Source organism: Plantactinospora solaniradicis, assembly GCF_042658085.1.
Taxonomy (GTDB): domain Bacteria; phylum Actinomycetota; class Actinomycetes; order Mycobacteriales; family Micromonosporaceae; genus Plantactinospora; species Plantactinospora solaniradicis.
In genome coordinates this window covers 535,111-556,034 of sequence record NZ_JBHSPR010000007.1, presented here as the reverse complement: position 1 = coordinate 556,034, position 20,924 = coordinate 535,111, and the positions used below count along the sequence as shown (strand labels likewise).

Annotated in this window: 22 protein-coding genes; 9 read left to right on the top strand and 13 right to left on the bottom strand. The window is 71.3% G+C overall.

Annotated features, from left to right (window positions below; all coding sequences use genetic code 11):
* From ACFP2T_RS08475 to ACFP2T_RS08455, 5 genes are all read right to left on the bottom strand, one after another.
* Positions 1–220: ATP-binding protein (locus ACFP2T_RS08475; protein ID WP_377419416.1), on the bottom strand; the 220-nt coding region annotated here is incomplete at its 3' end.
* 188 nt (positions 221–408) lie between these two features.
* A complete protein-coding gene (locus tag ACFP2T_RS08470) occupies positions 409–1,545 on the bottom strand; it encodes a phospholipase D-like domain-containing protein (RefSeq protein ID WP_377419415.1) in 1,137 nt (378 codons plus the stop codon).
* Between the two features lie 81 nt (positions 1,546–1,626).
* Positions 1,627–2,886 carry a vWA domain-containing protein gene (locus ACFP2T_RS08465; RefSeq protein WP_377419413.1) on the bottom strand — a complete coding sequence of 420 codons (1,260 nt, stop codon included), beginning with the start codon at positions 2,884–2,886 and terminating at the stop codon, positions 1,627–1,629.
* On the bottom strand, positions 2,883–4,151 hold the full coding sequence (locus ACFP2T_RS08460) for an AAA family ATPase (RefSeq protein WP_377419411.1): 1,269 nt from the start codon (positions 4,149–4,151) through the stop codon (positions 2,883–2,885). The genes ACFP2T_RS08465 and ACFP2T_RS08460 overlap by 4 nt, the downstream gene beginning before the upstream one ends.
* A gap of 102 nt (positions 4,152–4,253) precedes the next feature.
* Positions 4,254–5,633 (bottom strand): hypothetical protein, encoded by a 1,380-nt coding sequence (locus ACFP2T_RS08455; protein ID WP_377419409.1) that lies wholly within the window; start codon positions 5,631–5,633, stop codon positions 4,254–4,256.
* Positions 5,634–5,828: 195 nt separating this feature from the next.
* Between ACFP2T_RS08455 and ACFP2T_RS08450 the strand changes: the two genes are divergently transcribed.
* The 4 genes from ACFP2T_RS08450 (at position 5,829) to iolD (ending at position 10,142) form a co-directional block, all read left to right on the top strand.
* Positions 5,829–6,437, top strand: coding sequence for a CatB-related O-acetyltransferase (locus tag ACFP2T_RS08450; RefSeq protein WP_377419945.1), 609 nt, complete (start codon positions 5,829–5,831; stop codon positions 6,435–6,437).
* 122 nt (positions 6,438–6,559) lie between these two features.
* On the top strand, positions 6,560–7,423 hold the full coding sequence (locus ACFP2T_RS08445; protein ID WP_377419407.1) for a Cgl0159 family (beta/alpha)8-fold protein: 864 nt from the start codon (positions 6,560–6,562) through the stop codon (positions 7,421–7,423).
* Positions 7,420–8,271, top strand: coding sequence for a 5-deoxy-glucuronate isomerase (gene iolB, locus ACFP2T_RS08440; protein ID WP_377419405.1), 852 nt, complete (start codon positions 7,420–7,422; stop codon positions 8,269–8,271). The genes ACFP2T_RS08445 and iolB overlap by 4 nt, the downstream gene beginning before the upstream one ends.
* Positions 8,268–10,142 carry a 3D-(3,5/4)-trihydroxycyclohexane-1,2-dione acylhydrolase (decyclizing) gene (gene iolD, locus ACFP2T_RS08435; RefSeq protein ID WP_377419402.1) on the top strand — a complete coding sequence of 625 codons (1,875 nt, stop codon included), beginning with the start codon at positions 8,268–8,270 and terminating at the stop codon, positions 10,140–10,142. The genes iolB and iolD overlap by 4 nt, the downstream gene beginning before the upstream one ends.
* A gap of 15 nt (positions 10,143–10,157) precedes the next feature.
* Here the strand turns inward: iolD and ACFP2T_RS08430 are convergent, their stop codons facing one another.
* Positions 10,158–11,105, bottom strand: coding sequence for a LysR family transcriptional regulator (locus tag ACFP2T_RS08430; protein ID WP_377419400.1), 948 nt, complete (start codon positions 11,103–11,105; stop codon positions 10,158–10,160).
* A 70-nt stretch (positions 11,106–11,175) separates the two neighbouring features.
* Here ACFP2T_RS08430 and ACFP2T_RS08425 point away from each other — a divergent pair, with 70 nt between their 5' ends.
* The gene (locus ACFP2T_RS08425; protein ID WP_377419398.1) at positions 11,176–11,964 is read left to right on the top strand and encodes a class I SAM-dependent methyltransferase; all 789 of its coding nucleotides are present in this window, start codon (positions 11,176–11,178) and stop codon (positions 11,962–11,964) included.
* Positions 11,961–12,797, top strand: a complete 837-nt coding sequence (locus ACFP2T_RS08420; protein WP_377419396.1) for a class I SAM-dependent methyltransferase — start codon at positions 11,961–11,963, stop codon at positions 12,795–12,797. The genes ACFP2T_RS08425 and ACFP2T_RS08420 overlap by 4 nt, the downstream gene beginning before the upstream one ends.
* A 28-nt stretch (positions 12,798–12,825) precedes the next feature.
* On the opposite strand, the gene ACFP2T_RS08415 is transcribed toward ACFP2T_RS08420, so the two are convergent.
* The 3 genes from ACFP2T_RS08415 to ACFP2T_RS08405 form a co-directional block, all read right to left on the bottom strand.
* Complete coding sequence (locus ACFP2T_RS08415) at positions 12,826–13,455, bottom strand: CG0192-related protein (RefSeq protein ID WP_377419394.1); 630 nt, start codon at positions 13,453–13,455, stop codon at positions 12,826–12,828.
* Positions 13,456–13,553: 98 nt separating this feature from the next.
* The gene (locus ACFP2T_RS08410; protein ID WP_377419392.1) at positions 13,554–14,603 is read right to left on the bottom strand and encodes a C40 family peptidase; all 1,050 of its coding nucleotides are present in this window, start codon (positions 14,601–14,603) and stop codon (positions 13,554–13,556) included.
* Positions 14,604–14,660: 57 nt separating this feature from the next.
* Entirely contained in the window at positions 14,661–15,230 is a 570-nt protein-coding gene (locus ACFP2T_RS08405; protein ID WP_377419390.1) for a TetR-like C-terminal domain-containing protein, read from the bottom strand.
* Positions 15,231–15,290: 60 nt separating this feature from the next.
* Between ACFP2T_RS08405 and ACFP2T_RS08400 the strand changes: the two genes are divergently transcribed.
* The gene (locus ACFP2T_RS08400) at positions 15,291–15,776 is read left to right on the top strand and encodes an FBP domain-containing protein (protein WP_377419388.1); all 486 of its coding nucleotides are present in this window, start codon (positions 15,291–15,293) and stop codon (positions 15,774–15,776) included.
* A gap of 98 nt (positions 15,777–15,874) precedes the next feature.
* Here the strand turns inward: ACFP2T_RS08400 and ACFP2T_RS08395 are convergent, their stop codons facing one another.
* The 3 genes from ACFP2T_RS08395 to ACFP2T_RS08385 form a co-directional block, all read right to left on the bottom strand.
* Complete coding sequence (locus ACFP2T_RS08395) at positions 15,875–16,348, bottom strand: HAD domain-containing protein (RefSeq protein WP_377419943.1); 474 nt, start codon at positions 16,346–16,348, stop codon at positions 15,875–15,877.
* A gap of 151 nt (positions 16,349–16,499) precedes the next feature.
* Positions 16,500–17,489, bottom strand: coding sequence for an SMI1/KNR4 family protein (locus ACFP2T_RS08390; RefSeq protein ID WP_377419387.1), 990 nt, complete (start codon positions 17,487–17,489; stop codon positions 16,500–16,502).
* 163 nt (positions 17,490–17,652) lie between these two features.
* Positions 17,653–18,501, bottom strand: a complete 849-nt coding sequence (locus ACFP2T_RS08385) for a helix-turn-helix transcriptional regulator (RefSeq protein WP_377419385.1) — start codon at positions 18,499–18,501, stop codon at positions 17,653–17,655.
* Between the two features lie 104 nt (positions 18,502–18,605).
* Here ACFP2T_RS08385 and ACFP2T_RS08380 point away from each other — a divergent pair, with 104 nt between their 5' ends.
* A complete protein-coding gene (locus ACFP2T_RS08380) occupies positions 18,606–19,391 on the top strand; it encodes a phytanoyl-CoA dioxygenase family protein (protein WP_377419383.1) in 786 nt (261 codons plus the stop codon).
* 39 nt (positions 19,392–19,430) lie between these two features.
* Here the strand turns inward: ACFP2T_RS08380 and ACFP2T_RS08375 are convergent, their stop codons facing one another.
* Positions 19,431–20,054: an alpha/beta hydrolase gene (locus ACFP2T_RS08375; protein ID WP_377419381.1), complete on the bottom strand. Its 624-nt coding sequence runs from the start codon at positions 20,052–20,054 to the stop codon at positions 19,431–19,433.
* A 168-nt stretch (positions 20,055–20,222) separates the two neighbouring features.
* Here ACFP2T_RS08375 and ACFP2T_RS08370 point away from each other — a divergent pair.
* Positions 20,223–20,924: Gfo/Idh/MocA family protein (locus tag ACFP2T_RS08370; RefSeq protein ID WP_377419378.1), on the top strand; the 702-nt coding region annotated here is incomplete at its 3' end.

The window sequence follows — 20,924 nt, the reverse complement described above, 5'->3', positions numbered from 1 at the left end:
CCAGTCGCAGCGACCCGCTTCCGCCGCCGTGGCGTACCGCGTTGGTGAGTATCTCGTAGACGGCGAATACGAAGTCGTCGAGCCGGTCGCCCCGCAACCCGTGCGCGGCCGCGAGCCGTGCCACCTGGTGACGCAGGCCGGTGATCTCGGTGGCCGTGAAGCGGACCGCCAGCGGGGCGGGAGCATCCGAGCCCGGCGAGCCGTCGCGTGCCGCACCCATGGGACCTGCCCTTCTGCAGCGTCGCGTCCGGCGAGGCCTGTCCCCGACACCCCGTGACGAGCGACGCGGAGATCCGCCTGCCCCCTGATGCCCAGCGACAGCCGGTCGCACACTACCGGTTCGCCAAGACCGACCTGATCGTCGGCGTCGGCAGGCTCACCGGCCGGGCACTGGCGGTACGCGGCGGCTCAGGAGGCCGCCGCGCGCAACGCCCAGAAGTTCGACCGGTACTGGTCGTGGATCGTCGCCGACTCTATGCGCAGCATCGCCTCGTCGTTCTCCCGCAGGGCGGCGTTCGTGTAATTGTGGCTGCCGGTCATCACCCACTTGCTGTTCCTGGTGCCGGCGTAGGTTCCCTCGATCAGCATGTACTTGGAGTGCACGATGTAGTCGCCGCTGATCCGGTAGAGCACGATCCGGGAATGGCCGCTCAGGATGTCGAGGACATCGGCGTCCATCGTGGTGTAGACGACCTCGATCCAGCACTTCCGGTCGGCCAGCGAGCGGAGTTCCTCGGCGATGCCGTTACGGCTGAAGTACCACATTCCGATCCGGATCATCGTCCGACCGGTCTCGGTGCCGACCGTGGTGTTGCCCTCGCAGGTCACGTTCTCGTTGAGCATGTTGTAGATCGTGTCGCTGGTCTTGTCCGACCCGGCCCGCGGAAAGAAGTACGCCTTCGCGTTGCCGCTGCCGACCGTGCGGTAGTAGTCGCTGTTCTTGGCCTTCGCCGCCAGGTCGTCGAAGTAGTCGAGGTAGGCGGTGTAGAGACCGGTGTTCCCCACCAGGGTGACCGCGTTGTTCCAGTACGCCGTGGCGTTGCTGGCCGTCAGGTTCGCCGAACTCTGCACCACCACGTTGGTCGAGCCGGAGGTGCTGGAGAACAGGTAGAACTTGTTGTGCATGATCGGCGAGCCGGCGTTGCCGACGCATGCCGCGCCCTGCGTGCAGAAGGTCAGCCACGAACGGTTGGCCCGGTTCGTGCCCAGGGTGGCCCGCATGGTGTCCACCGCCGGGTACTGCTCGGACAGGTAGTCCAGCACGAGCCGTACGTTCACGCCGCGGTTGTGTGCCGCCACGATGTCGTCGGCCACCGTGGTGGACGTCCAGTGGTACATCGCGATGGAGATGGTCGAACCGGCCGGGGCACCCTGGACCAGCCCTCGGATGTGGTCGACGATCCGGTTCTGCTCGGCGGCCACGGTCGGGTTGTTGAAGATCGCACCACTGGCCACCGCGGCGGCCGCCGGTGCCACCGGCAGCACTGTCCCGGCGAGCACCAGGGCGCCCGCCACCACCGAACCGACCGTACGACGTAGGAACATCTTCGCCTCCGAAGTCCGCGTTACATCGACTACCGACAATCGACGATCATGCCAGGCAATCCCGTGGCACGGGGGTGACGTTCACCGGGCGGCGGACGGCTCTCCGACGACGACCACCCGGGCCCACTCGGGTGGCGAATCCGGCACGTGGTCGGGGTTGTTCTCGTTCCATGACCGGGCGCTCCCCGGGCGCGGAAACAGTCCCACCACCGTCCGGCACGGTGGTCGGGCGTCCGGCCAGGGCGTCTGCCCGTCGGTCAGGGCCACGATCACGTCCGGCCGGGGCCGTGCCCGGAGCGCTCTGGTGAAGCCCGTACGCAGATCCGTTCCGCCACCGCCGAGGAGCGGGATCCCCTCGGCGCGGCACAGTGGGTGCACGACCCGGGCCGCCGCGTCGCACGGGAGCACGGTGACCAGGTCCCGCTGGCCGCCGACGGCGCGGGCGATCGCGGCGACCTCGAGGAGCGCGCTGCCCAGTTCGGCGTCGCTCACCGACCCGGACGTGTCGATGACCACGGCGACCCGGGGCGGCCTGCGCCGCAGGCTCGGCAGGATGACGCCGGACAGCGCGGCGGACCGCCGTGCCGGCCGACCGTAGGTGTAGTCCTCGCCGGCACCGGGGCTGGACGTCGCCGAGCGGACGGCCGCGCCCAGCAGGTCTCGCCACGGCTGCGGCGGGTGGAACGCCTCCTCGGCCCAGCGCTGCCAGCCCTTCGGCGTGTTTCCCGGGCGGGCGCTGATGCCCTGCGCGACCCGGAACCGAACCGCGTCCCGTTCCTGCGCGGTCAGCCCGTGCGCACCGTCCGGTCCCAGGTCCCACGCCCGCTCCAGGCCGTCGGCGCCGCTGCCGCAGTCCAGCCAGACCAGGCTCTGCGTGTACGGCCCGAGCCGGAACTGTCGCAGGTAGTCCTCCATCAGCTCCCCCTCGGGCAGCCCGAGGAGCCTGGGTACGACAGCGCCTTCGGGCCGGTTCAGCCCATCCCCGAACACGTCGTCGTTGATCTCGCAGTCTGCGGCGATGTTCATCCGCAGTCGTTCTCCCGGTCCGGTCAGACCGCGTTCCACCGCGACCCGGTCGCTGCGCCCGTGATGGTCGCGCAGCAGGTGGGACACCTCGTGTACCCACACCCCTGCCAGCTCCTCGACCGGGGTCCGAGCCACGAACGCCGGCGAGATGTAGCACCGCCAGTGTCGGTCCACGGCCATCGTCGGCACCAGCCGCGACTCCACCGGATGGAGTGCGAACAGCGCGGTCGCCAGGTACGGCCGGACCCGGGCGGCGTGCAGCCGGGCGGCGAAGACCTTCTCCAGGTCCAACCTCCCGGGCTCGTCGGGCGTCATCGGCCGCTCCCCGTGGCGGTTCCGACCCGCGCCGCGGCCTTGTCCGCCTGCCGGCTCAGGGACACCGCCCCGGCGAGCAGCTCGATCGACGCCGGGACGTCCCAGTCCGGCCGGCGTAGCGTGGCGAGCGTACTCGCTGGTACGACCACCAGGTCCGGGGCTCCGGTCTCCAGCGCCCGGACCAGCAGAGCCCACGCCGCGTCCCAGCGGGACCGCTCCGGACGCTTCCGGACCGCCTCCACCACACCGTCGAGTACGGCCTGCCGCAGGTCGCCCCGCTCCGGCAGCTCGGCCGCCGCCGGGTCGGCCAGCAGCACCTCGGGGTCCGGGAGGTCCATCCGGTCCAGGCTGGCCAGCAGTTCCAGTCCCGGGCCGTCCCCGACCGTGCCTCTGACCAGCATGGACAGCACCTCCCGCGAGGTGCCGGCCGCGGCGGCGAAGGCGACCAGCCGCAGGGTCATCTCCCAACTGCGCGGTGACGGCCAGGCGCCGCCCCGCCGGGCCTCGTTGCTCGGCAGTTGGTGGACGAGCGCGGGGCGGGCGGCGAGGAGTCCGCAGACCGCACGGCGGGCGAACGTCACGGCCCCGGCCAACCGCTCCGGGTCGAGCCACGGCAGCGATGCGCGGGGCCAGGTCCCGCCGAGGCCCCGTACCACCACGTCGTGGTCGTATGTCCACTGTAGGTGGACGAACCGGTTGGCCAGGGGCGGGCTGAGTTCCCAGCCGTCGGCAGCGGAGGCCCGTGGATTGGCGGCGGCCACGATCCGGACTCCGGCCGGCAGGCGCAGGGCGCCGACCCGCCGTTCGAGCACGAGGCGGAGCAGGGCGGCCTGGACGGCCGGCGGCGCGGTGGACAACTCGTCCAGGAAGAGCAGCCCCCGGCCGGACCGCACCAGGCGTACGGCCCAGTCCGGCGGGGCCATCGGAACGCCCTGTACGGCGGGGTCGTCACCGACCACCGGCAGGCCGGAGAAGTCGGACGGCTCGTGCACGCTGGCGATCACCGTGGTCAGCGGCAGGTCGAGGGCCGCGGCGAGCTGGTTCAGGGCGGCGGTCTTGCCGATCCCCGGCTCTCCCCACAGCAGCACCGGCAGGTCGGCGGCCACGGCCAGGGTCAGCGCCTCCAACTGCGTGTCGGGGCGCGGTTCGGTGCAGGTGTCGTGGAGGAGGGCGAGCAGGTCGGCGGCGACGTCGAGCCGGGGGAGCTGAGCCGGCTCGGAGGGTACGCCCGAGGCGGCGGACGGGGACGGAACGGATGTGCGCATATTCGATCACCTGTGGTTTCGAGTCGGGGCCGGGTAGGGCCGTGCCGGAAGCGCCGTTCTCCGGTTCGGAGGCGGGAGCGGATGGCGGACGGGGCGGGTGGGTCAGCGGGCGGTCGCGCGGCCCGGTTGTCTCCGGCGGGGGCCGGCGGGGCTGGCGGGCCCGGCTCCGTGTCCGGCCAGTCCGGCGCGGAACAGCCCGTGTGTGATCCGCCGGAGCGCTGCCGTCTCCAGGGCGTCCCGCAGGGCGCCACTGCGGAGCAGTGCCTCGGGTCCGAGGAGTTCCTCGACGGCGGCCAGGGCACCGGCGGTGTCGCCGTGGTCCAGGCGGGCACGGACGTCGACGAGGCACTCCGGGCGGCGGTGCGCCTCGTCGATCGCCTGGAGGCACGGCAGCGGGGTACCGGTCAGTGCGGCCAGTAGTTCCTCGCGGCGGATCTCGGCCGGGTCGTGGTCCAACGGGACGAGCGTCCCGTTCACGAGCCCGATCCGGTGCCGGGTGCCACGGCATTCCACGAAGCGCGGAGTCGCTCCGCCGTCCGCCGTGCGTGGCGGGGTGGCCGGTGGATGGCCCGGTACGAGCGCCGACGCCACGAGTGGGTGCAGCCGGTCGGCCTCGATCAGGCCGGCGCGGAGCAGCGCCAGGTCGGGTGGCACCCACGTCGCCGCGTCGGGCAGCACCGGCAGTCCGGCGGCGCCCCGGACCGGTGCCGTCGTGATCCGTAACCCGGACGCCGTACCGGCATCGGCCTCCGGTACCCGCTCCAGTACCAACCGCTGTCGGGCTCCGAGCCGTACGGCCACGGCTCCGCCGGCCCGCCCATCCGCGCGGAGCAGTATCTCCGCCTCGGCCGCCCACCGGTCCACGGCACAGCCACGCTCCTGCCGCAGATCCTGGTGGGCAGCGGAATGGCCGTCGGCGGGCGGCTGGTCCGCCCCGGACCGTACCCGCAGCTCGTCGGTTCTGCGCGCGTCCCACAGGTGGCGGTGCAGGTCGAGCCGGAATCGCCGGTCGGGACGGGGATGCGGATGCGGGCCGGGTGGTGCGGTCCTGGAGCCTGCCCCGTCCCACAGGGCAAGGCTGATCCGTTGACCGGCATCCGCCCAGGCTGGCGGCGTCCGGACGACGAGGTGCGCCGCGTTGCCGCCCGGATGTCCCGCCGGATGGTACCGGGCCAGGGAGATGGTCAGGCCCGGGCGCAGCAGTCCGTCCGGAGCGATCCTCGGCATGTGCCAGCGGAGCAGGTCAGGAGCCAGATGGCGGAGATCGGTCCGGACTCGGGACGCGAACTCCTGGCCGTGGGTGCGAGCCACGGAGCGAAGGTTCAGATCGACGTCGACGCGGGCGGCGGCGCAGGCCCCCGCCCAGTCCCCGGCGGCGCGGCGGGTGGTCGCAGACTCGATCATGGACGGCGGCACGGCGAACTCGCGCACGTGCGGCCAGAAGGAAAGCCGGGAATCCTCGTTCACAGTCCAGGAGTGCATCAGCACTCACCTTTTGTGGACAGGACCCCCGATCTGCACGGGAAGGTAATCATCGCGGGGAGCATACCGCTGCCGCACCAGCCACGCCACGCGCCTTCGCGGGCGGATGGCCTGCGATGCTGGTCACGTCATTCAACAGCCCCGAGGAGGCGATTCGTGACGTCAGGTGTACCCGATCCGAGCGTGCTGCACCCGATGCCCGGACAACCGCGTGTGGTGCTGCTGAGGCCGCTGATCACCTCTCCGCTGATCGAGGTCGGTGAGTTCTCCTACTACGACGACCCGGATGATCCGACCGCCTTCCAGACCCGCAACGTGCTGTACCACTACGGGCCGGAGAGGCTGGTCATCGGCAAGTTCTGCGCGTTGGGCGAGGGCGTGCGGTTCATCATGAACGGTGCCAACCACCGGATGGACGGCCCTTCGACCTTTCCGTTCCCGATCATGGGCGGTTCCTGGGCCGAACACTTCGATCTCATCACCGGCCTGCCCGGACGGGGCGACACCGTGGTGGGCAACGACGTCTGGTTCGGCTACCGCGCCATGGTGATGCCCGGCGTCCGGATCGGCCACGGAGCGATCATCGCCTCCGGGTCCGTCGTCGTCGACGACGTCCCCGACTACGGCATCGTCGGAGGAAACCCGGCCAGGCTCCTGCGCCGCCGGCACAGCGAGCAGGACATCCTCCGCCTCCTGAAGTTGGCCTGGTGGGACTGGCCGTCCGCGCACATCACCGCGCACCTCCGGACGATCATGTCCGGCAGCATCGACGACCTCGAGGCGGCGGCACCCACGGATCGGTAGTGTCAGGTCAGGTCAGGTCAGGTCAGGTCGAGGCGAGCATGAGGACATGCTTATGTCTTGACAAAGCTCTGACCGCCGGTGAAGGTGGCGCGTAGCAGGGTCGCCACCTTCACGGGGGTTCGATGTTCGCTGACCGCCTCGCGGAGATAGTCCAGACCCGCGCACACCGGCCACAGGCGATCGTGGAGGCGGCGTCCCGCCGTCGGCGGGGGAGCATTGGCGGACGCCTGATGCTCGTCGCGGCCGACCATCCCGCACGGGGTGCGCTACGGGCCGGTAGCCGGCCGCTGGCCATGGCCGACCGGAGCGACCTGCTGGAGCGGCTCTGCACCGCGCTCGACCGGCCCGGCGTCGACGGCGTGCTCGGCACCGCCGACGTGCTCGAGGACCTGCTGCTGCTCGGCGCGCTGGAGGGCAAGGTGGTCATCGGGTCGATGAACCGTGGCGGCCTCGCCGACACGGTCTTCGAGCTGGACGACCGGTTCACCGGATACACGGCCGAGGCCATCGCCGGAATGGGGTTCGACGGCGGAAAGATGTTGCTGCGTATCGATCCGCACGACGCGGCCACCGTGTCCACGATGGAGTCGTGTGCCAAGGCGGTCGAGGCGCTCGCGGCGCGTCGGGTGATGGCGATGGTGGAGCCCTTCATGTCGCGCCGGGTCCACGGCCGGGTCCGCAACGATCTGACCCCCGACGCGATGACCCGGGCGGTCGCGGTCGCGTCCGGACTGGGCGGTACGTCGGCGTACACCTGGCTGAAGGTCCCGGTGGTGCCGGAGATGGAACGGGTGATGGCCGCGTCGACGCTACCCGCGCTCCTGCTCGGCGGCGAGGTGCCGGCCGACCGGGACGCGGCGTTCGACGGCTGGCAGAAGGCGCTCCGACTGCCCACGGTCAAGGGCATCGTGGCCGGTCGCTCGCTGCTCTACCCGGCCGACGACGACGTGGCGGCAGCGGTGGACCTGGCGGTGAGCCTGCTATGAGGTGCCACATTCCACGGTGCACGGAGGTCACACCGGAGTCGGCCGGCTGGGCGTACTCCGGGCTGCGGATCCTCGACCTGCCGGCCGGCGGTACGCGCCGGTTCGGCACGGGGCGGGACGAGGTCTTCGTCGTGCCGCTGTCCGGATCCTGCACCGTGCGCTGCGACGGCTTCACCGCGGAGCTGGCCGGTCGGCCCGGCGTCTTCGCGGGCGTCACCGACTTCGCGTACGCGCCCCGGGACACCACCGTCACCGTGTCGAGCGCGGCCGGCGGCCGGTTCGCCGTCCCCACGGCCCGGGCCCGGCGTCGCCTGGAGCCGGCGTACGTGCCCAAGGAACGTGTGCCGGTCGAGCTGCGCGGCGCCGGCAACTGCTCCCGCCAGGTGAACAACTTCGGCACCCCGGACGCCTTCCCGGACGCCGACCGGCTCATCGCCTGTGAGGTGCTGACCCCGTCCGGCAACTGGTCGTCGTACCCGCCGCACAAGCACGACGAGGACCGTCCGGGCGAGTCGGTGCTCGAGGAGATCTACTACTTCGAGGTGGCCCGGAACGGCATGGCGTACCAGCGGGTCTACGCCGACGACATCGACGTGCTGGCCGAGGTGCGCGGCGGCGACGTGGTGCTCGTACCACGCGGCTGGCACGGCCCGTCGATGGCCGCGCCCGGCTACGACCTGTACTACCTCAACGTCATGGCCGGTCCGGGTGACCAGCGCGCCTGGCTGGTCTGCGACGACCCCGCCCACGGCTGGATCCGGGGGACCTGGGCGGACCAGCCGGTCGACCCGAGGCTGCCGTTCGGGTCGACCCCGACCAGTCCGCACAGTCGGAGGGAGCAGGGATGAGACTCACCGTCGCGCAGGCCGTCGTCCACTTCCTCGCCGCCCAGCGCAGCGAGCGGGACGGCGTGGAACACCGGCTGTTCGCCGGCTGCTTCGGCATCTTCGGCCACGGCAACGTGGCGGGGATGGGGCAGGCGCTGATGGAGGCGGAGCTGCGCACGCCCGGCGCGCTGCCGTACCACCAGTCCCGCAACGAGCAGGCGATGGTGCACGCGTCGGCCGCGTACGCCCGGATGCGCAACCGGCTGACCACCTTCGCCTGTACGTCGTCGATCGGCCCCGGCGCCACGAACATGGTGACCGGTGCGGCGCTGGCCACCATCAACCGGTTGCCGGTGCTGCTGCTGCCCGGCGACGTGTTCGCCACCCGGGTGGCCGATCCCGTGCTGCAACAGCTCGAACATCCGGGCGCCGCCGACGTGTCCGTCAACGACGCGTTCCGGCCGGTGTCGCGGTTCTTCGACCGGATCTGGCGGCCCGAGCAGTTGCCGTCCGCGCTGCTGTCCGCGATGCGGGTACTCACCGACCCGGCGGAGACCGGCGCGGTGACCCTCGCCCTGCCGCAGGACGTGCAGGTCGAGGCGTACGACTGGCCGGCCGGGCTGTTCGCGCCTCGGGTCTGGCACGTGGCCCGGCCGGTACCCGAGCCGGCGGCGCTGGCCCGGGCGGTGGAACTGGTCCGGTCCGCCCGCCGGCCGCTGATCGTCGCCGGGGGCGGGGTGGGGTACTCCGACGCCACCGAGGCGCTGCGGCTCCTCGCCGAGGCCACCGGCGTGCCGGTCGCCGAAACCCAGGCCGGCAAGGGCTCGCTGCCGTACGACCACCCGCTCTCCCTCGGCGCGGTGGGCAGCTCCGGCACCACGGCGGCGAACCGGTTCGCCCGGCACGCCGACGTGGTGATCGGGATCGGCACCCGGTACAGCGACTTCACCACCGCCTCGCGTACCGCGTTCGCCAACCCGCAGGTGCGGTTCGTCAACGTCAACGTGGCCGCGTTCGACGCCGCCAAGCACACCGGCGTCGGGGTCGTCGCGGACGCCCGGGAAGCCCTGCGGGCGCTGGCCGGCGCGCTCGACGGCTGGTCGGTCGACCCGGAGTACCGGCAGGAGGCGCACCGTCTCGCGAAGGAGTGGGACGAGGTGGTGGACCGCGCCTACCACCTGGGGCACGGTCCGCTGCCGGCGCAGTCCGAGGTGATCGGGGCGGTCAACGAGGTGTCCGGGCCGCGCGACGTGGTGGTCTGCGCGGCCGGTTCGATGCCGGGCGACCTGCACAGGCTGTGGCGCACCAGGGATCCCAAGGGCTACCACGTCGAGTACGGCTACTCCTGCATGGGCTACGAGATCGCGGGTGGACTGGGCGTCAGGATGGCGTGCCCGGACCGGGACGTCTTCGTCCTGGTCGGCGACGGCTCGTACCTGATGATGGCGCAGGAGCTGGTGACCGCCGTCCAGGAGGGCGTCAAGCTCATCGTCGTCCTGGTGCAGAACCACGGGTTCGCCTCGATCGGCGAGCTGTCCGAGAGTGTCGGCGCGCCCCGCTTCGGCACCTGGTACCGGTACCGGAACCCGTCGAGCGGTCGGCTCGACGGCGACGTACTCCCGGTCGACCTGGCGGCGAACGCGGCCAGTCTGGGCGTACGGGTGCTCCGCGCGGGCGGGGTCGACGAGCTGCGCGCCGCTCTGCGCGAGGCGAAGGCCGGTGCCGGCCCCACCCTCGTGCACGTCGAGACCGACCCACTGGTACCGGCCCCGGGCAGCGGGTCGTGGTGGGACGTGCCGGTGGCGGAGGTGTCCGAGCTGGACGCCACCCGCGAGGCCCGCAAGCGGTACGAGGCCGCCAAGACCGGCCAGCACTCCTACCTCGGCGAGTAGCCGCGTGGTGGCCGGTCACGGCCTGCGGAGCGCGAGATCGGCGAGGACTCCCAACATCGCGGTCACGGCCGGGGCCCGGAACGTCGGTGCGGCCGTCGCGGCGTACAGCCGGCGGGCCGGCAGTGCGGGACTGGTGGGCCGGACCACCACATCGCGTCGCAGGGTCAGGTGGGCCAGGGTCGGCATCAGCGTCACGCCCACTCCCGCCGCCACGAGTGCCTGCTTGCCGTTCCAGTCGTCACACCAGAATCCGATCCGGGGCGCGCCGCCGATTGCCTGGGCGAGCGGGGCGATCGGGCCGAGACAGTCCGGGTGCCCGCCCTCGATCCAGGTTTCTCCGCTCAGGTCCGCCAGCCGTACCCGGCGCTGCCGGGCAAGCCGGTGCCGGGTGGGGAGCGCGACCTGGAGTTCCTCGTCGAGCAGTGGAACCAGTTCGACGCCGTCGACCGTTGCCCGGGGCAGGTCGGCGCCGGTCGGGGCGTGCTTGGCCGCCTGCGGGTCCCCGTACAGGTGCCAGTCGGTGACCAGGGCCAGGTCGATCGTTCCGTCCCGTACCGCCGTCACGAGCGCCGCCTGGTCGGTCTGCCGCAGGCTGAGTGTCACGCCGGGATGGAGGTCGCCGAACCGGCGGATGGCCTCGGGCACGAGGAAGGTGTTGGCACTCGGGAACGCCGCCAGGCGTAGCTCGCCCGACTCCAGTTCGGCGAAGGACGCCAGCCTGGCCTCCAGGGTCCGCAGCCGGGCCAGGGTGTCCCGCGCGAGTTCGACGGCGACCGCTCCGGCCGGGGTCGGCCGGACACCACGGGGCACGCGGCTGAACAGCCGAACCCCCAACCGCCGCTCGAGACCCGCGATCTGACGGGAGACGGCCGGCTGGGTCAGCGAGAGCGCCGTGGCCGCGCCGGAGAACGAGCCGTGCTCGGCCACGGCGACGAGCACCTGCAACGACCAGGTGTCCAGCATGCGCCGAGCTTATGCCAACCCCAACCAACCCGCAGTTGTGCTCATGCCAGCTCCGGCCGACGCTTGGCTGGTGAATCCCACCGATACCGTCCGGTACACCGGTCCGGACGACGCGACCGGCGTCACCGCCGCCCGGGTGCCCGACCAACTGGCGTTCCTGACCGACTGGCTGCCGTCGGCGCCGGCCCGGATCCTCGACGCGGGATGCGGGCGCGGCCACCTCGCACTCGCACTCGACCGCGCCGGCTACGCGGTGACGGCGGTGGACACCGATCCCGAGGCGGTGGCCGTGGCCAGCGCCCTCGGCGTCAACGCGGTCGAGGCCGACATCGCCCGGTACGAGGACGACCCGTTCGACGCCGTGCTGTTTTCCCTGTCGCTACACCACATGGCCGACCTCGGCGACGCCGTCGAGCGGGCCCGGACCCTGCTGCGCCCCGGTGGGACCCTCGTCGTCGACGAGTTCGCCTGGGAGCGGGCGAACCCCGCCACCGCCGCCTGGTTCTACGACACGGCCGCAGTGCTCGCCGTCGCCGGGCGGCTCGGGCCCGGCACGGACGGCGATCCGCTCGCCGCACCCTATCCGCGCTGGGTCAGCCGGCACCGCGACGAACTCCGCCTGCATTCCGGCGCCACCGTGGTCGCGGCGGTCGCCGGGGCCTTCGACATCCGCACGACGACCCGGGTGCCGTACCTGTACCGCTATCTCGCCGATCGGCTCAACGACGACGGACTGGGCGTACCGGTGTTCACCGCGCTCAAAGACATCGAGCGGCTGCGGATCGCCGACGGCGGGCTCGCCGCCGTCGGCCTGCGCCTGCTCGCCCGCCCCCGGCAAACAAGAGAGGACCCGACGTGACACACATCGTCAACACCGAGCAGGCCACGGCGTGGAACGGCCCCGAAGGGGCGCACTGGGCCGAACAGAGCGGGCGCGACGACGCCGTGAACGGCGAGCTGACCATGGCGTTGCTCACCGCCGCCGAGATCGGACCACGGGACCACGTCGTCGACATCGGCTGCGGGACCGGCGAGAGCAGCCGGCAGGCCGCCCGGTACGCCGCACAGGGACGCGTTCTCGGCATCGACCTGTCGGCGGTCATGCTCGAGCACGCCCGCGCCGCCGTGACCGCGGCAGGTCTGCCCAATGTCGCGTTCGAGCAGGCCGACGCCCAGGTACACCCCTTTGCCGACGGGCAGTTCGACGTGGCGATCAGCCAGTTCGGCATCATGTTCTTCACCGAGCCGGTGGCGGGGTTCAGGAACATCGGCCGAGCACTCCGACCCGGCGGCCGGATCGCCTTCCTCTGCCCGCGCGACATGGCCGCAAACGCCTGGTACGTGGCACCGCTCTCCGCCCTGCAGACCTGGCGGGGATCCGGCGGCCTGCCCGACTCCCAGATGTTCTCCCTGGCCGATCGGGGACGCCTGACCGAGGTGCTGACCGGAGCCGGCTTCGTGGACGTACGGCCGCGGCCACTCGACGTACCGATGGGCTTCGGTTCCAGCGCGGGGGTGGCGGCCGAGTTCTATCTCGGCAGTGGGCCGGTCCGGTCCGTCCTGGAGCGGAGTCCGGAGCTCGCTCCCGAGCGGGCCCGGGACATCCTCCTCGACGCCCTGCGACCCTACGAGGGTCCGGACGGGGTCCTGATTCCCGGCGCCCACTGGCTGGTCACCGCCGGCCGGCCCTAGCGGGATCGTCCGTCGACGAGGCGTTCGTTCATGACGAGGCGTACGCCAGCGGCACCGGGGTCGGCTGACCGCTCCAGGTACCCGTCAGGGCGGGACCGGGCAGCCGGTTGCCGTCATCGAGGCGACGGACGACGGCCAACTGCACGGAGTCCGTCACGATGAGCGTGGGCTCGTCCTCGACAACTCGGCGAATCGCGCCGATGACGGGGACGTCGGCATCCTCGGCACCGCTGCCACGGACGGACATGCTGGGCTCCCGGCGCTCGAGCCGGCCGTCGACCTCGATGAACTCGTCCGCTTGTGCACCGCCCGTGTAGATGGCGCCGGCCAGCGCCGCGGCGTAGGCGGGATCTCCGCACGCGTCGTACACCCAGCGTCGACCCAGTACGGAGTGTTCGGTGGTGCCGATCAGCCAGTCGTCGCCGTCGTCCAGGGGTGTGTCGCGGTACGTGAGCGGGACCTGGTGGATCGGCCCCTCGCCGGCGTTGACGAGCATCGTCTCGATTCCGACCGCGCCGGCGGGATCGTCGAACCGGTAGGCGGCCACCCGTACGACGTCGGCATCGGCGGGCGCCCGGTACCAGCGGCGGCCGGGCAACCACGCCGCCAGGAGTTCGAGTTTCGTGGGGTGCAGTTCCGCGCGGTGTAGCAGTGCCATGGGCCCGAATGGTAGAGGCAGGGGTCGTGCCTCGGCGACTCCCGAGCTGACGAACCCGCAGCCGACGACGTCGTGACCGCCGCGGCCGACGTCGGTCGTCAGAGATACCTGCGCGCTCCGGCGTACTCGTGGGCGTACCGGTGCTCGTCGAGCTTGACGTACTCGACGCCGCTCTCCTCGGTGTCGGTGTTGGTCGGTGCGTCGATCACGTAGCCGTCACCGGCGTACATGCCGACGTGGTGCACCCGTCCGGTGCCGTTGTTCCGAGCGAAGAAGACGAGATCGCCGGGGGCGAGTTGGTCCCTGGCGACCGGTGTGCCGGCGTTGGCCTGGTCCTGCGCGTCACGGGGAATGGTCATGCCGTGCGCGGCGTAGACCGAGTGGGTGAGGCCGGAGCAGTCGAAGCCGAATCCGGCGGTGCCCGCCCAGAGGTACGGCAGGCCGATGAACGTGCTGATGGCCTGGACCAGGTCCGCGCCGGTCGGGGTGGGGATGTCGGCCGGCGAGGCGTAGACCGAGACGTCCGAGGCCGCCAACCACTTCATCCCGTCGCTCGGGGTTGCCACCAGCACTGCCTGATCGAGCCGGGCCATGACCGGTAGCCGGGTGTTGAAGCTCAGTTCCATGACCGGGCGGGTGCGGCGGTGGTCGTCGAAGAGCCAACCGGTGGCCGTGTGGACCAGGGCGAACGGGCGACCGGCGAACCGGGCGAACAGCCTCGCGTCGGTCAACTGCGCCTTGGGCAGCCAGCCGGGATAGCCCAGCTCGTGTCGTGGTGTCGGCTGACCGGGTACGACGACCTTCGCCCAGTCGCCGGACTCCTCCAGGACGATCACCCGCTGACCGTACGTCGCCTGGGTCTCCAGGTCCCCGATGAGCCACCGTCGCTCGGCCAGGGTCATGCCCGCGGTCCAGGCCCGGGGGTCGGCGGGGTTCGTCGTGGACGGCAGGTCGACGGGACGGTTGCGACCGGGTTCCACCCACAGGGTCGCCACCGAGACGTCGACGTACGTGGTGCGCGGTCCGTCGGGTTGCCCGGGGCGTGCCGGGCTCTCCGTCCGTGCGGCGCTCGCGGCCGGGGCCGTCGCGAGGAGTGAGCCGAGGATCAGCGGGGCGGCCAGGAGCGTTCTGCGCGGCAGTCTCGTCACGGCAATATCTTCCACCATTGCGGCAACGGCCGACAAGAACCTACATCGATGGCTTGCTCACTGCGGCGGCCAGTGGTTGAGGACGGCGTCGAGGGCGTCCAGGGTTCTGGCCCACGAGACGTCGGCCGTACGCGGATGGTGGCGGAACCCGCCCGTCCTCTCCAGGCTCACGTACCCGTGGAACGTGCTGTGCAGCATTCGTACCGCATCGGTCTGGTCCGGCTCGGACAGCCGGTAGCCGCGCAGGATCGCCCGGGTCATCTCGGCATGCCGCCCGCCCGCGCTCGCGGCCGCCGTCTCCGGGTCGAGTTCCTGCTGCATCGCGGCGTATCTGCCCGGATGCTGCTTCGCGTAGTCCCGGTAGGCGTTGGCGAAGGCCACCAGCGCGTCCTTGCCGGCGCGACCGGCGAGCGCGGCGGCGACCCGGTCGGCGAGCTCCGCCAGGGCCAGCAGTGCCACCCGGATCCGCAGGTCCTGTGCGTTCCTGATGTGGGCGTACAGGCTCGCGTCCTTGACGCCGAACTGCCGCGCGAGCGCCGAGACGGTCACGTTCTCGAAGCCAACCTCGTCGGCCAGTTCCGCCGCGGCCAGGGCCAGGCGCTCTGCGGTCACCCCCGCACGCGTCATGTGCCACACTCCACACCTAGATAGTTTGGGTATTTACCTAATGGGGTTAGGCTAGATCCTATGGTACCGGCGACCGAATCTGCCATCCGCGCCTCCTTCGTCAACTGCACGAAGGGCGAGGCGACGCGCCTGGCCGTACCCAGGGATCTGGACGAGCACCCCTGGGTCGATCTCGACTTTCTCGGGTGGCGGGACCCCTCCGCCCCGCAGCGGGCCTACCTGGTCGCCGAGTCCGGCACGGGGCTCGTCGGGGTGGCGCTGCGGGTGGCGCCGCAGACCGGGCCCGTGCGGCGCAGCATGTGCTCGCTGTGCCTCACCACGCACACCGGAGGCGGTGTCTCGCTGATGACCGCCCGCAAGGCCGGGCGGGGCGGGCGACAGGGCGACTCCGTGGGTGTCTACATCTGCACCGACCTGGCCTGCTCGCTCTACGTACGCGGGAAGAAGGACGCCGGGCGGCGCCTCGACGAGACGATCACGATGGCGGAGAAGATCGAGCGAACCACGGCCAGCCTCGCCGCCTTCCTGCACAAGGTCGTCGGGTGACCACGTCTCGGCGGCGTGCCGCTCTTCACCGAGGTAAGTGATCATCCGGAGGTGGGCGGTGTCCGGGCGGTCCGACCGTCGCCGCCCGCCCCGATCGGTCACAGGCGTGCCAGCCAGTCCCCGAGGGTGGCGAAGTCGACGTCGGTGAGGCCACGTCGAGGATCGACCCGGTGCAGGAGGGCCGGCCCGGGGTGGTGTCGGGAAACCCACGCGCGGTCGGCGTCGGTGATCTCGTCGTCGACCCAGACGAACGGGCGCCCGGAAGCCCAGTCGAGCAGGCCACGGGTCTTCCAGTGCAGCGGGCCGTCCTCGTCCGGGTCGGGCCAGTCCACCACCGGCAACTCGGGCAGGCCCAGCCTCGGTCCGATCACCTCGTTCGCGTCCGCCATCCACGTCGTTGCCCACACCAGGTCGCAGGGGAGCGCCGACAGTCGTCTCCCGTGCTGAGGATTCAGCCTGGCCAGTAGCGGGTTCGAGTCCGCTGGCGCGAGGTGTGGCGGCCCCTGGGCGCCCGGGTGCGGTTGTGGCGCCCCAAACGGAATCAGGGGTCCGTCGACGTCGAGGAACAGCAACGGGCGTTCTGGAGATCCGGGCACGGCCGAAGGGTAGCGCTGATCGCTGGACGGGTAGCACGCCGCGACCGGAGCGTGGTGGGATGCGGACGCCGGGTGTCGTCGCCGAGCTGTTCCTGCGACCCTCCGCGACGTCGAGTGGCGGCACGCGTCACGTGGTGTCGGCGGCGTTCCGGGCCGAGGCGAACCGGTGCGATGCACTGGGGAAGTCGGCGCGGAACTGCGGCACGGCGTACCTGCCGGAGAGCGCGACCACCAGGAACTGGAGCAGGCCGACAGGCAGGTCGGAGGGTGTGGTTCCGGGACCGGTGACGCGCAGGTGCCACTGGTCGGCGCAGTCCTGCGGCGCCAGGACCCACGACACCGTCGTCCCGTCGACGGTCGTGGCCACCGGCAGCGTCGGCGGTGTCTGGTACCTCAGCACGCCGACCAGCGGACCGGGCACCGGCCTCGACAGTGCGGTCGGCGGCGTGAGCGAGAGATAGCCGTCGAAGATGCCGGCACCGTACCGTTCCATCAGCCAGTGGTAGTCCTTCGGCAGGCTCACTCCAGTCCGCGTCGACACCGCGTCCCAGTCGACGGGCGTCCGGCGCGACGGTGGTGGAGCGAGGTCGGCGAGACGGCCCGGCAGGTCGGCGCCGTAGGTCAGGTTCGCCTCCACGGTGACCGGCAGGTCCGAGTCGTGCTGTACGACCGCGACGGTCACCGCCCAGTGTCCCGAACGTAGCCGCACCCGGCCGCCATGGTCGGCGAGTACGTCGACCGCCAACGCGTCGGCCGGCGGCAGCCCGAGCCGTTCGGTGACGATGCCGACGACCTCCTCGGCGTCGGTGTACCGCTGATCGAGTGCCGCATCGTACGCGTCGTCGTCATCGAAGTCGTCGTATTCGAGGTCGTCCGCGCAGCCGAAGTCCGCCATCACGACGGCGACCGTCGCGGTGGCCCGCTCGACGCGGACGCCCGCGGTGATGTCTCCGCTCGTGAACAGCCGATGGGGAACGGCACCGGACGGGGACCATCCGGCATCGGCGAAGACGTCCGCGAGCTGATCCTGGCTCGGTAGGTCGACCAGTTGGGTGAACCGGGCGACGAGTGCGGCGAGCCGGTCCGCCCTCGCGGGATAGTCGTCGACCACCGTCATCGTTCGGTCGACCGCCGGTCGCGCACCTGGCTGAAGGGGAGGCACGGCTCGGGATCCTGCTCCTGTTCCGGGTCCGGTGTGCGGCGGGTCAGCGCCGCCCGGTCGGCCGCCGCCTGCGGACCGCGCCGTACCCAGGACACCGAATTCGGTGGTGGGCGCCGGATCACAACGGTACGAAGGCGTGTCGGGCGGCGCCGCGAAACTGTCGTGGCGCGGCACCGTGCGCCTCGTGGAAGCGCCGGGTGAAGTAGGAGGCGCTCGCGAACCCGCACGCGTAGGCGACGTCGGCGACGGTGCGGGTTGTCGTGGCCAGCAGCGTCGCGGCCCGTCGGAGCCGCAGGTCCGCGATGAACTCGGTTGGCGTGGTGCCGTAGTAGCGGCGCATGCTGCGGGCGAGATGGGCGTCGCTCACGTGGGCGAGCGCACGCAGCCGAGGAACGCCCTCGCGTAGGTAGTCCTCCCGGCTCATCGCCGCGGTCGCGGTGATGAGCCATTCGGGGACTCCGGGCGGCCCCTTCGGCTCGGGTGCGGCGGGTGCGACCATCTCGACGAGATCGGACCAGAACCGAATGAGGTCGACCTGGCCGGGCGCGTCGTGAAACCGCTCCAGGACGGCCGCGCAGGCGCGTGCCCCCCGGTCGTCGGAGCGGAGTACGTGCGGCGGGAGGTCACCGCTGTCCCATCCGGTGTCGACCCCGGCGAGGCCGACGAAGGTGCGCCAGCCGGTGGCCGGGAACGCGACGTTGTAGAACCGGACGGCGCCGACGATCGTGTGGTGGTCGCGCGGTCGGACGAGCAGCAGGTCACCCGGGCGCAGTTGCTGGCTGCGCGTCGGCTTGCCGGCGTGCGATACCAGCTGTTCGCCGTCGCCCGCGACCACGGCCATCACTTCGTAGTAGTCACGGTGACTGTGCGGGTGGGACCGGCTCTTCAGGTCGACGAGTGCGGCGTGGTAGGGCCGCCCGAGCGCGTGGTCCTCGAACCGTTCAGTCCGCTCCGCCGACGCCGACACATCAAGATAATACTACTTTTGGAGATCCGGGTGCGTATTCCGTCTGCGGATCGGGTGGCACGGTGTTCCTACAAGACAAGTTTCCCGGCAGCTAGGAGTACGCCATGTCCACCGCCACCGAGAACCGGGAGTCCGTGCTCGATCGATACGAGCGGGACGGATACGTCATCCTGCGCGATGTCATCGACGCCGATCTGATCGCCGAGGCGAGCGACCACGTCGACTGGCTCGAGAAGCAGCACCCGGACGTCCGACCCGAACAGCTCGGTCACACGTTCCTCCGCGACGATCCGTTCTGGGTCCGGCTGGTCAGCGACGATCGGCTCCTCGACATCGCCGAGACGTTCGTCGGTCCGAACCTCGCGCTGTTCGCCTCGCACTACATCAGCAAGCCGCCGTTCACCGGCCAGCCCGTGCTCTGGCACCAGGACAGCGCCTTCTGGCCGCTGGACCCGATGGAGGTGGTCACGCTCTGGCTGGCCGTGGACCACTCCACGCCGGACAACGGCTGCGTCCGCCTCGTGCCGGGCAGCCACACCATGGAGATCGCCGAGATGCGCGCGAACATCGATGTCGAGAGCGTGCTCGGCCAGGAGATCGCCGTCGCCGTCGACGAGTCCGACGCCGTCGACATCGTCCTGCGGCCCGGCGACGTCGAGGTGCACCACCCGAACATCGTCCACGGCAGCAACGCCAACACCAGCCCCAACCGGCGCTGCGGGCTGACCATCCGCTACATCCCGACGACGACCCGGATCCTCGACGACGAACAGCCCTACCCCAGTGCCTTCTGGCTACGCGGGGACACCGGCGTCAACACCTACCAGCCAGTGCCCTCGTACGAGGCCGGCCGCCACTTCCCGTTCCGGGACTCCGCCGCATGGTCCTGACCGTGGCTCGGGTCGCAGCGGGCCGTCCGCCGATCCACATCAGTCCACCAGGGCGGTGAGCAGCTCGGGAAAGGTTGTCCGGGCGAAGTGTCCGTAGCCGTGGAACTCCCGGTACCGCAGGTCCGCCACCGAGTCGCGGATGGTCCGGACGCTCACCTGGATGTCGTCGAAGTCGTCGTCGGAGTGGAAGACCGTCAGTCCCGCCGTACGCGAGGCGACGTGTCGGTCCAGCGTGAAGTCGAAGAAGCCGGGCGCGAGCCGGCCGGTGGGGTCCAGCCAGGGCGCGACCAGGACCACTCGGCCGACCGAGACATCCGGGTTCTCGGTGAGCCAGCGCAGCAGGAAGCCCGCGCCGCAGCTGTGCGCGGCGAACAGGGTACGCGGGGAGATGTCGTACCGCTCCAGCTCCCGTCGCCATGCCGGGTAGTCCGGCGCGAAGGCCAGTGGCATCTCCGGGGTGTGCGCCGGGATGTCCCGGACGATCAACTGTTTGGCCAGCCACGGCAGCCAGTGGTGGTTGCTGGGCGAGGGGACCGTGGCGTCGTAGAACTCCGGCCTGCCGGGCTTGCCGTGCAGGATCAGGGCGTTCGCCACCGCCTCGGTCTTCTCGCCGAACGCCGTTGGTTCCGGCACGAAGGCGGCGGTCCCGCCGTTCGACCCCATGGATCACTCCCTATCTGCCCCGAGCTGTGGCCGCCACATTCCGAATAGCGTACGGGTTGTTGTTGGACCGGTCCACTGCTAGCGTCCCGATGTGGTGGACCGGTCCAACACGTTCGGCGGTCCACTGAGTCCCGGGACACGTCCTCACGAGACGGAGAGGCAACCGCCATGTCAGGTTCAGCGGCACCGAGCCGGGTCGCCATCGTCGGTACGGGACACCGTGCCCAACTGTTCACCGCAGGGCTCGCCGTCCGGCCGGGTTACCAGGTCGTGGCGCTGTGCGATCCGAGCCCCACCCGAATGGCGTTCCACAACCGGATGCTCGCCGAGCACCAGCGCCCGGCCGCCCGGACCTGGGCGCCGGAGGACTTCGGGGCGATGCTGCGGAACACCGCACCGCACCTCGTCGTGGTGACGTCGACCGACGCCACCCACGACAGCTACATCGTGCCCGCGCTGCGCGCCGGGGTGCCGGTCATCACCGAGAAGGCGATGACCACGGACGCCACGAAGGCCAGGCGGATCATGGACGCCGTCCGGGACACCGGAGGCAACCTGACGGTCGCCTTCAACTACCGGTTCAACCCGGTGCACGCGAAGATCCACGAACTGCTCCGGTCCGGCGCGATCGGCGAGGTGATCTCGGTGCACTTCGAGTGGCTGCTCGACGTACGCCACGGGGCCGACTACTTCCGGCGTTGGCACCGGTACCGGGAGCACTCCGGTGGGCTGATGGTGCACAAGGCGAGCCACCACTTCGACCTGGTCAACTGGTGGCTCGGCGCCCGGCCGCAGGTCGTCTACGGCCAGGGCCGGCTGGCCTTCTACGGCGCCAACGGCCGCCGCAACGGCTACGCCCGCGATTACGAC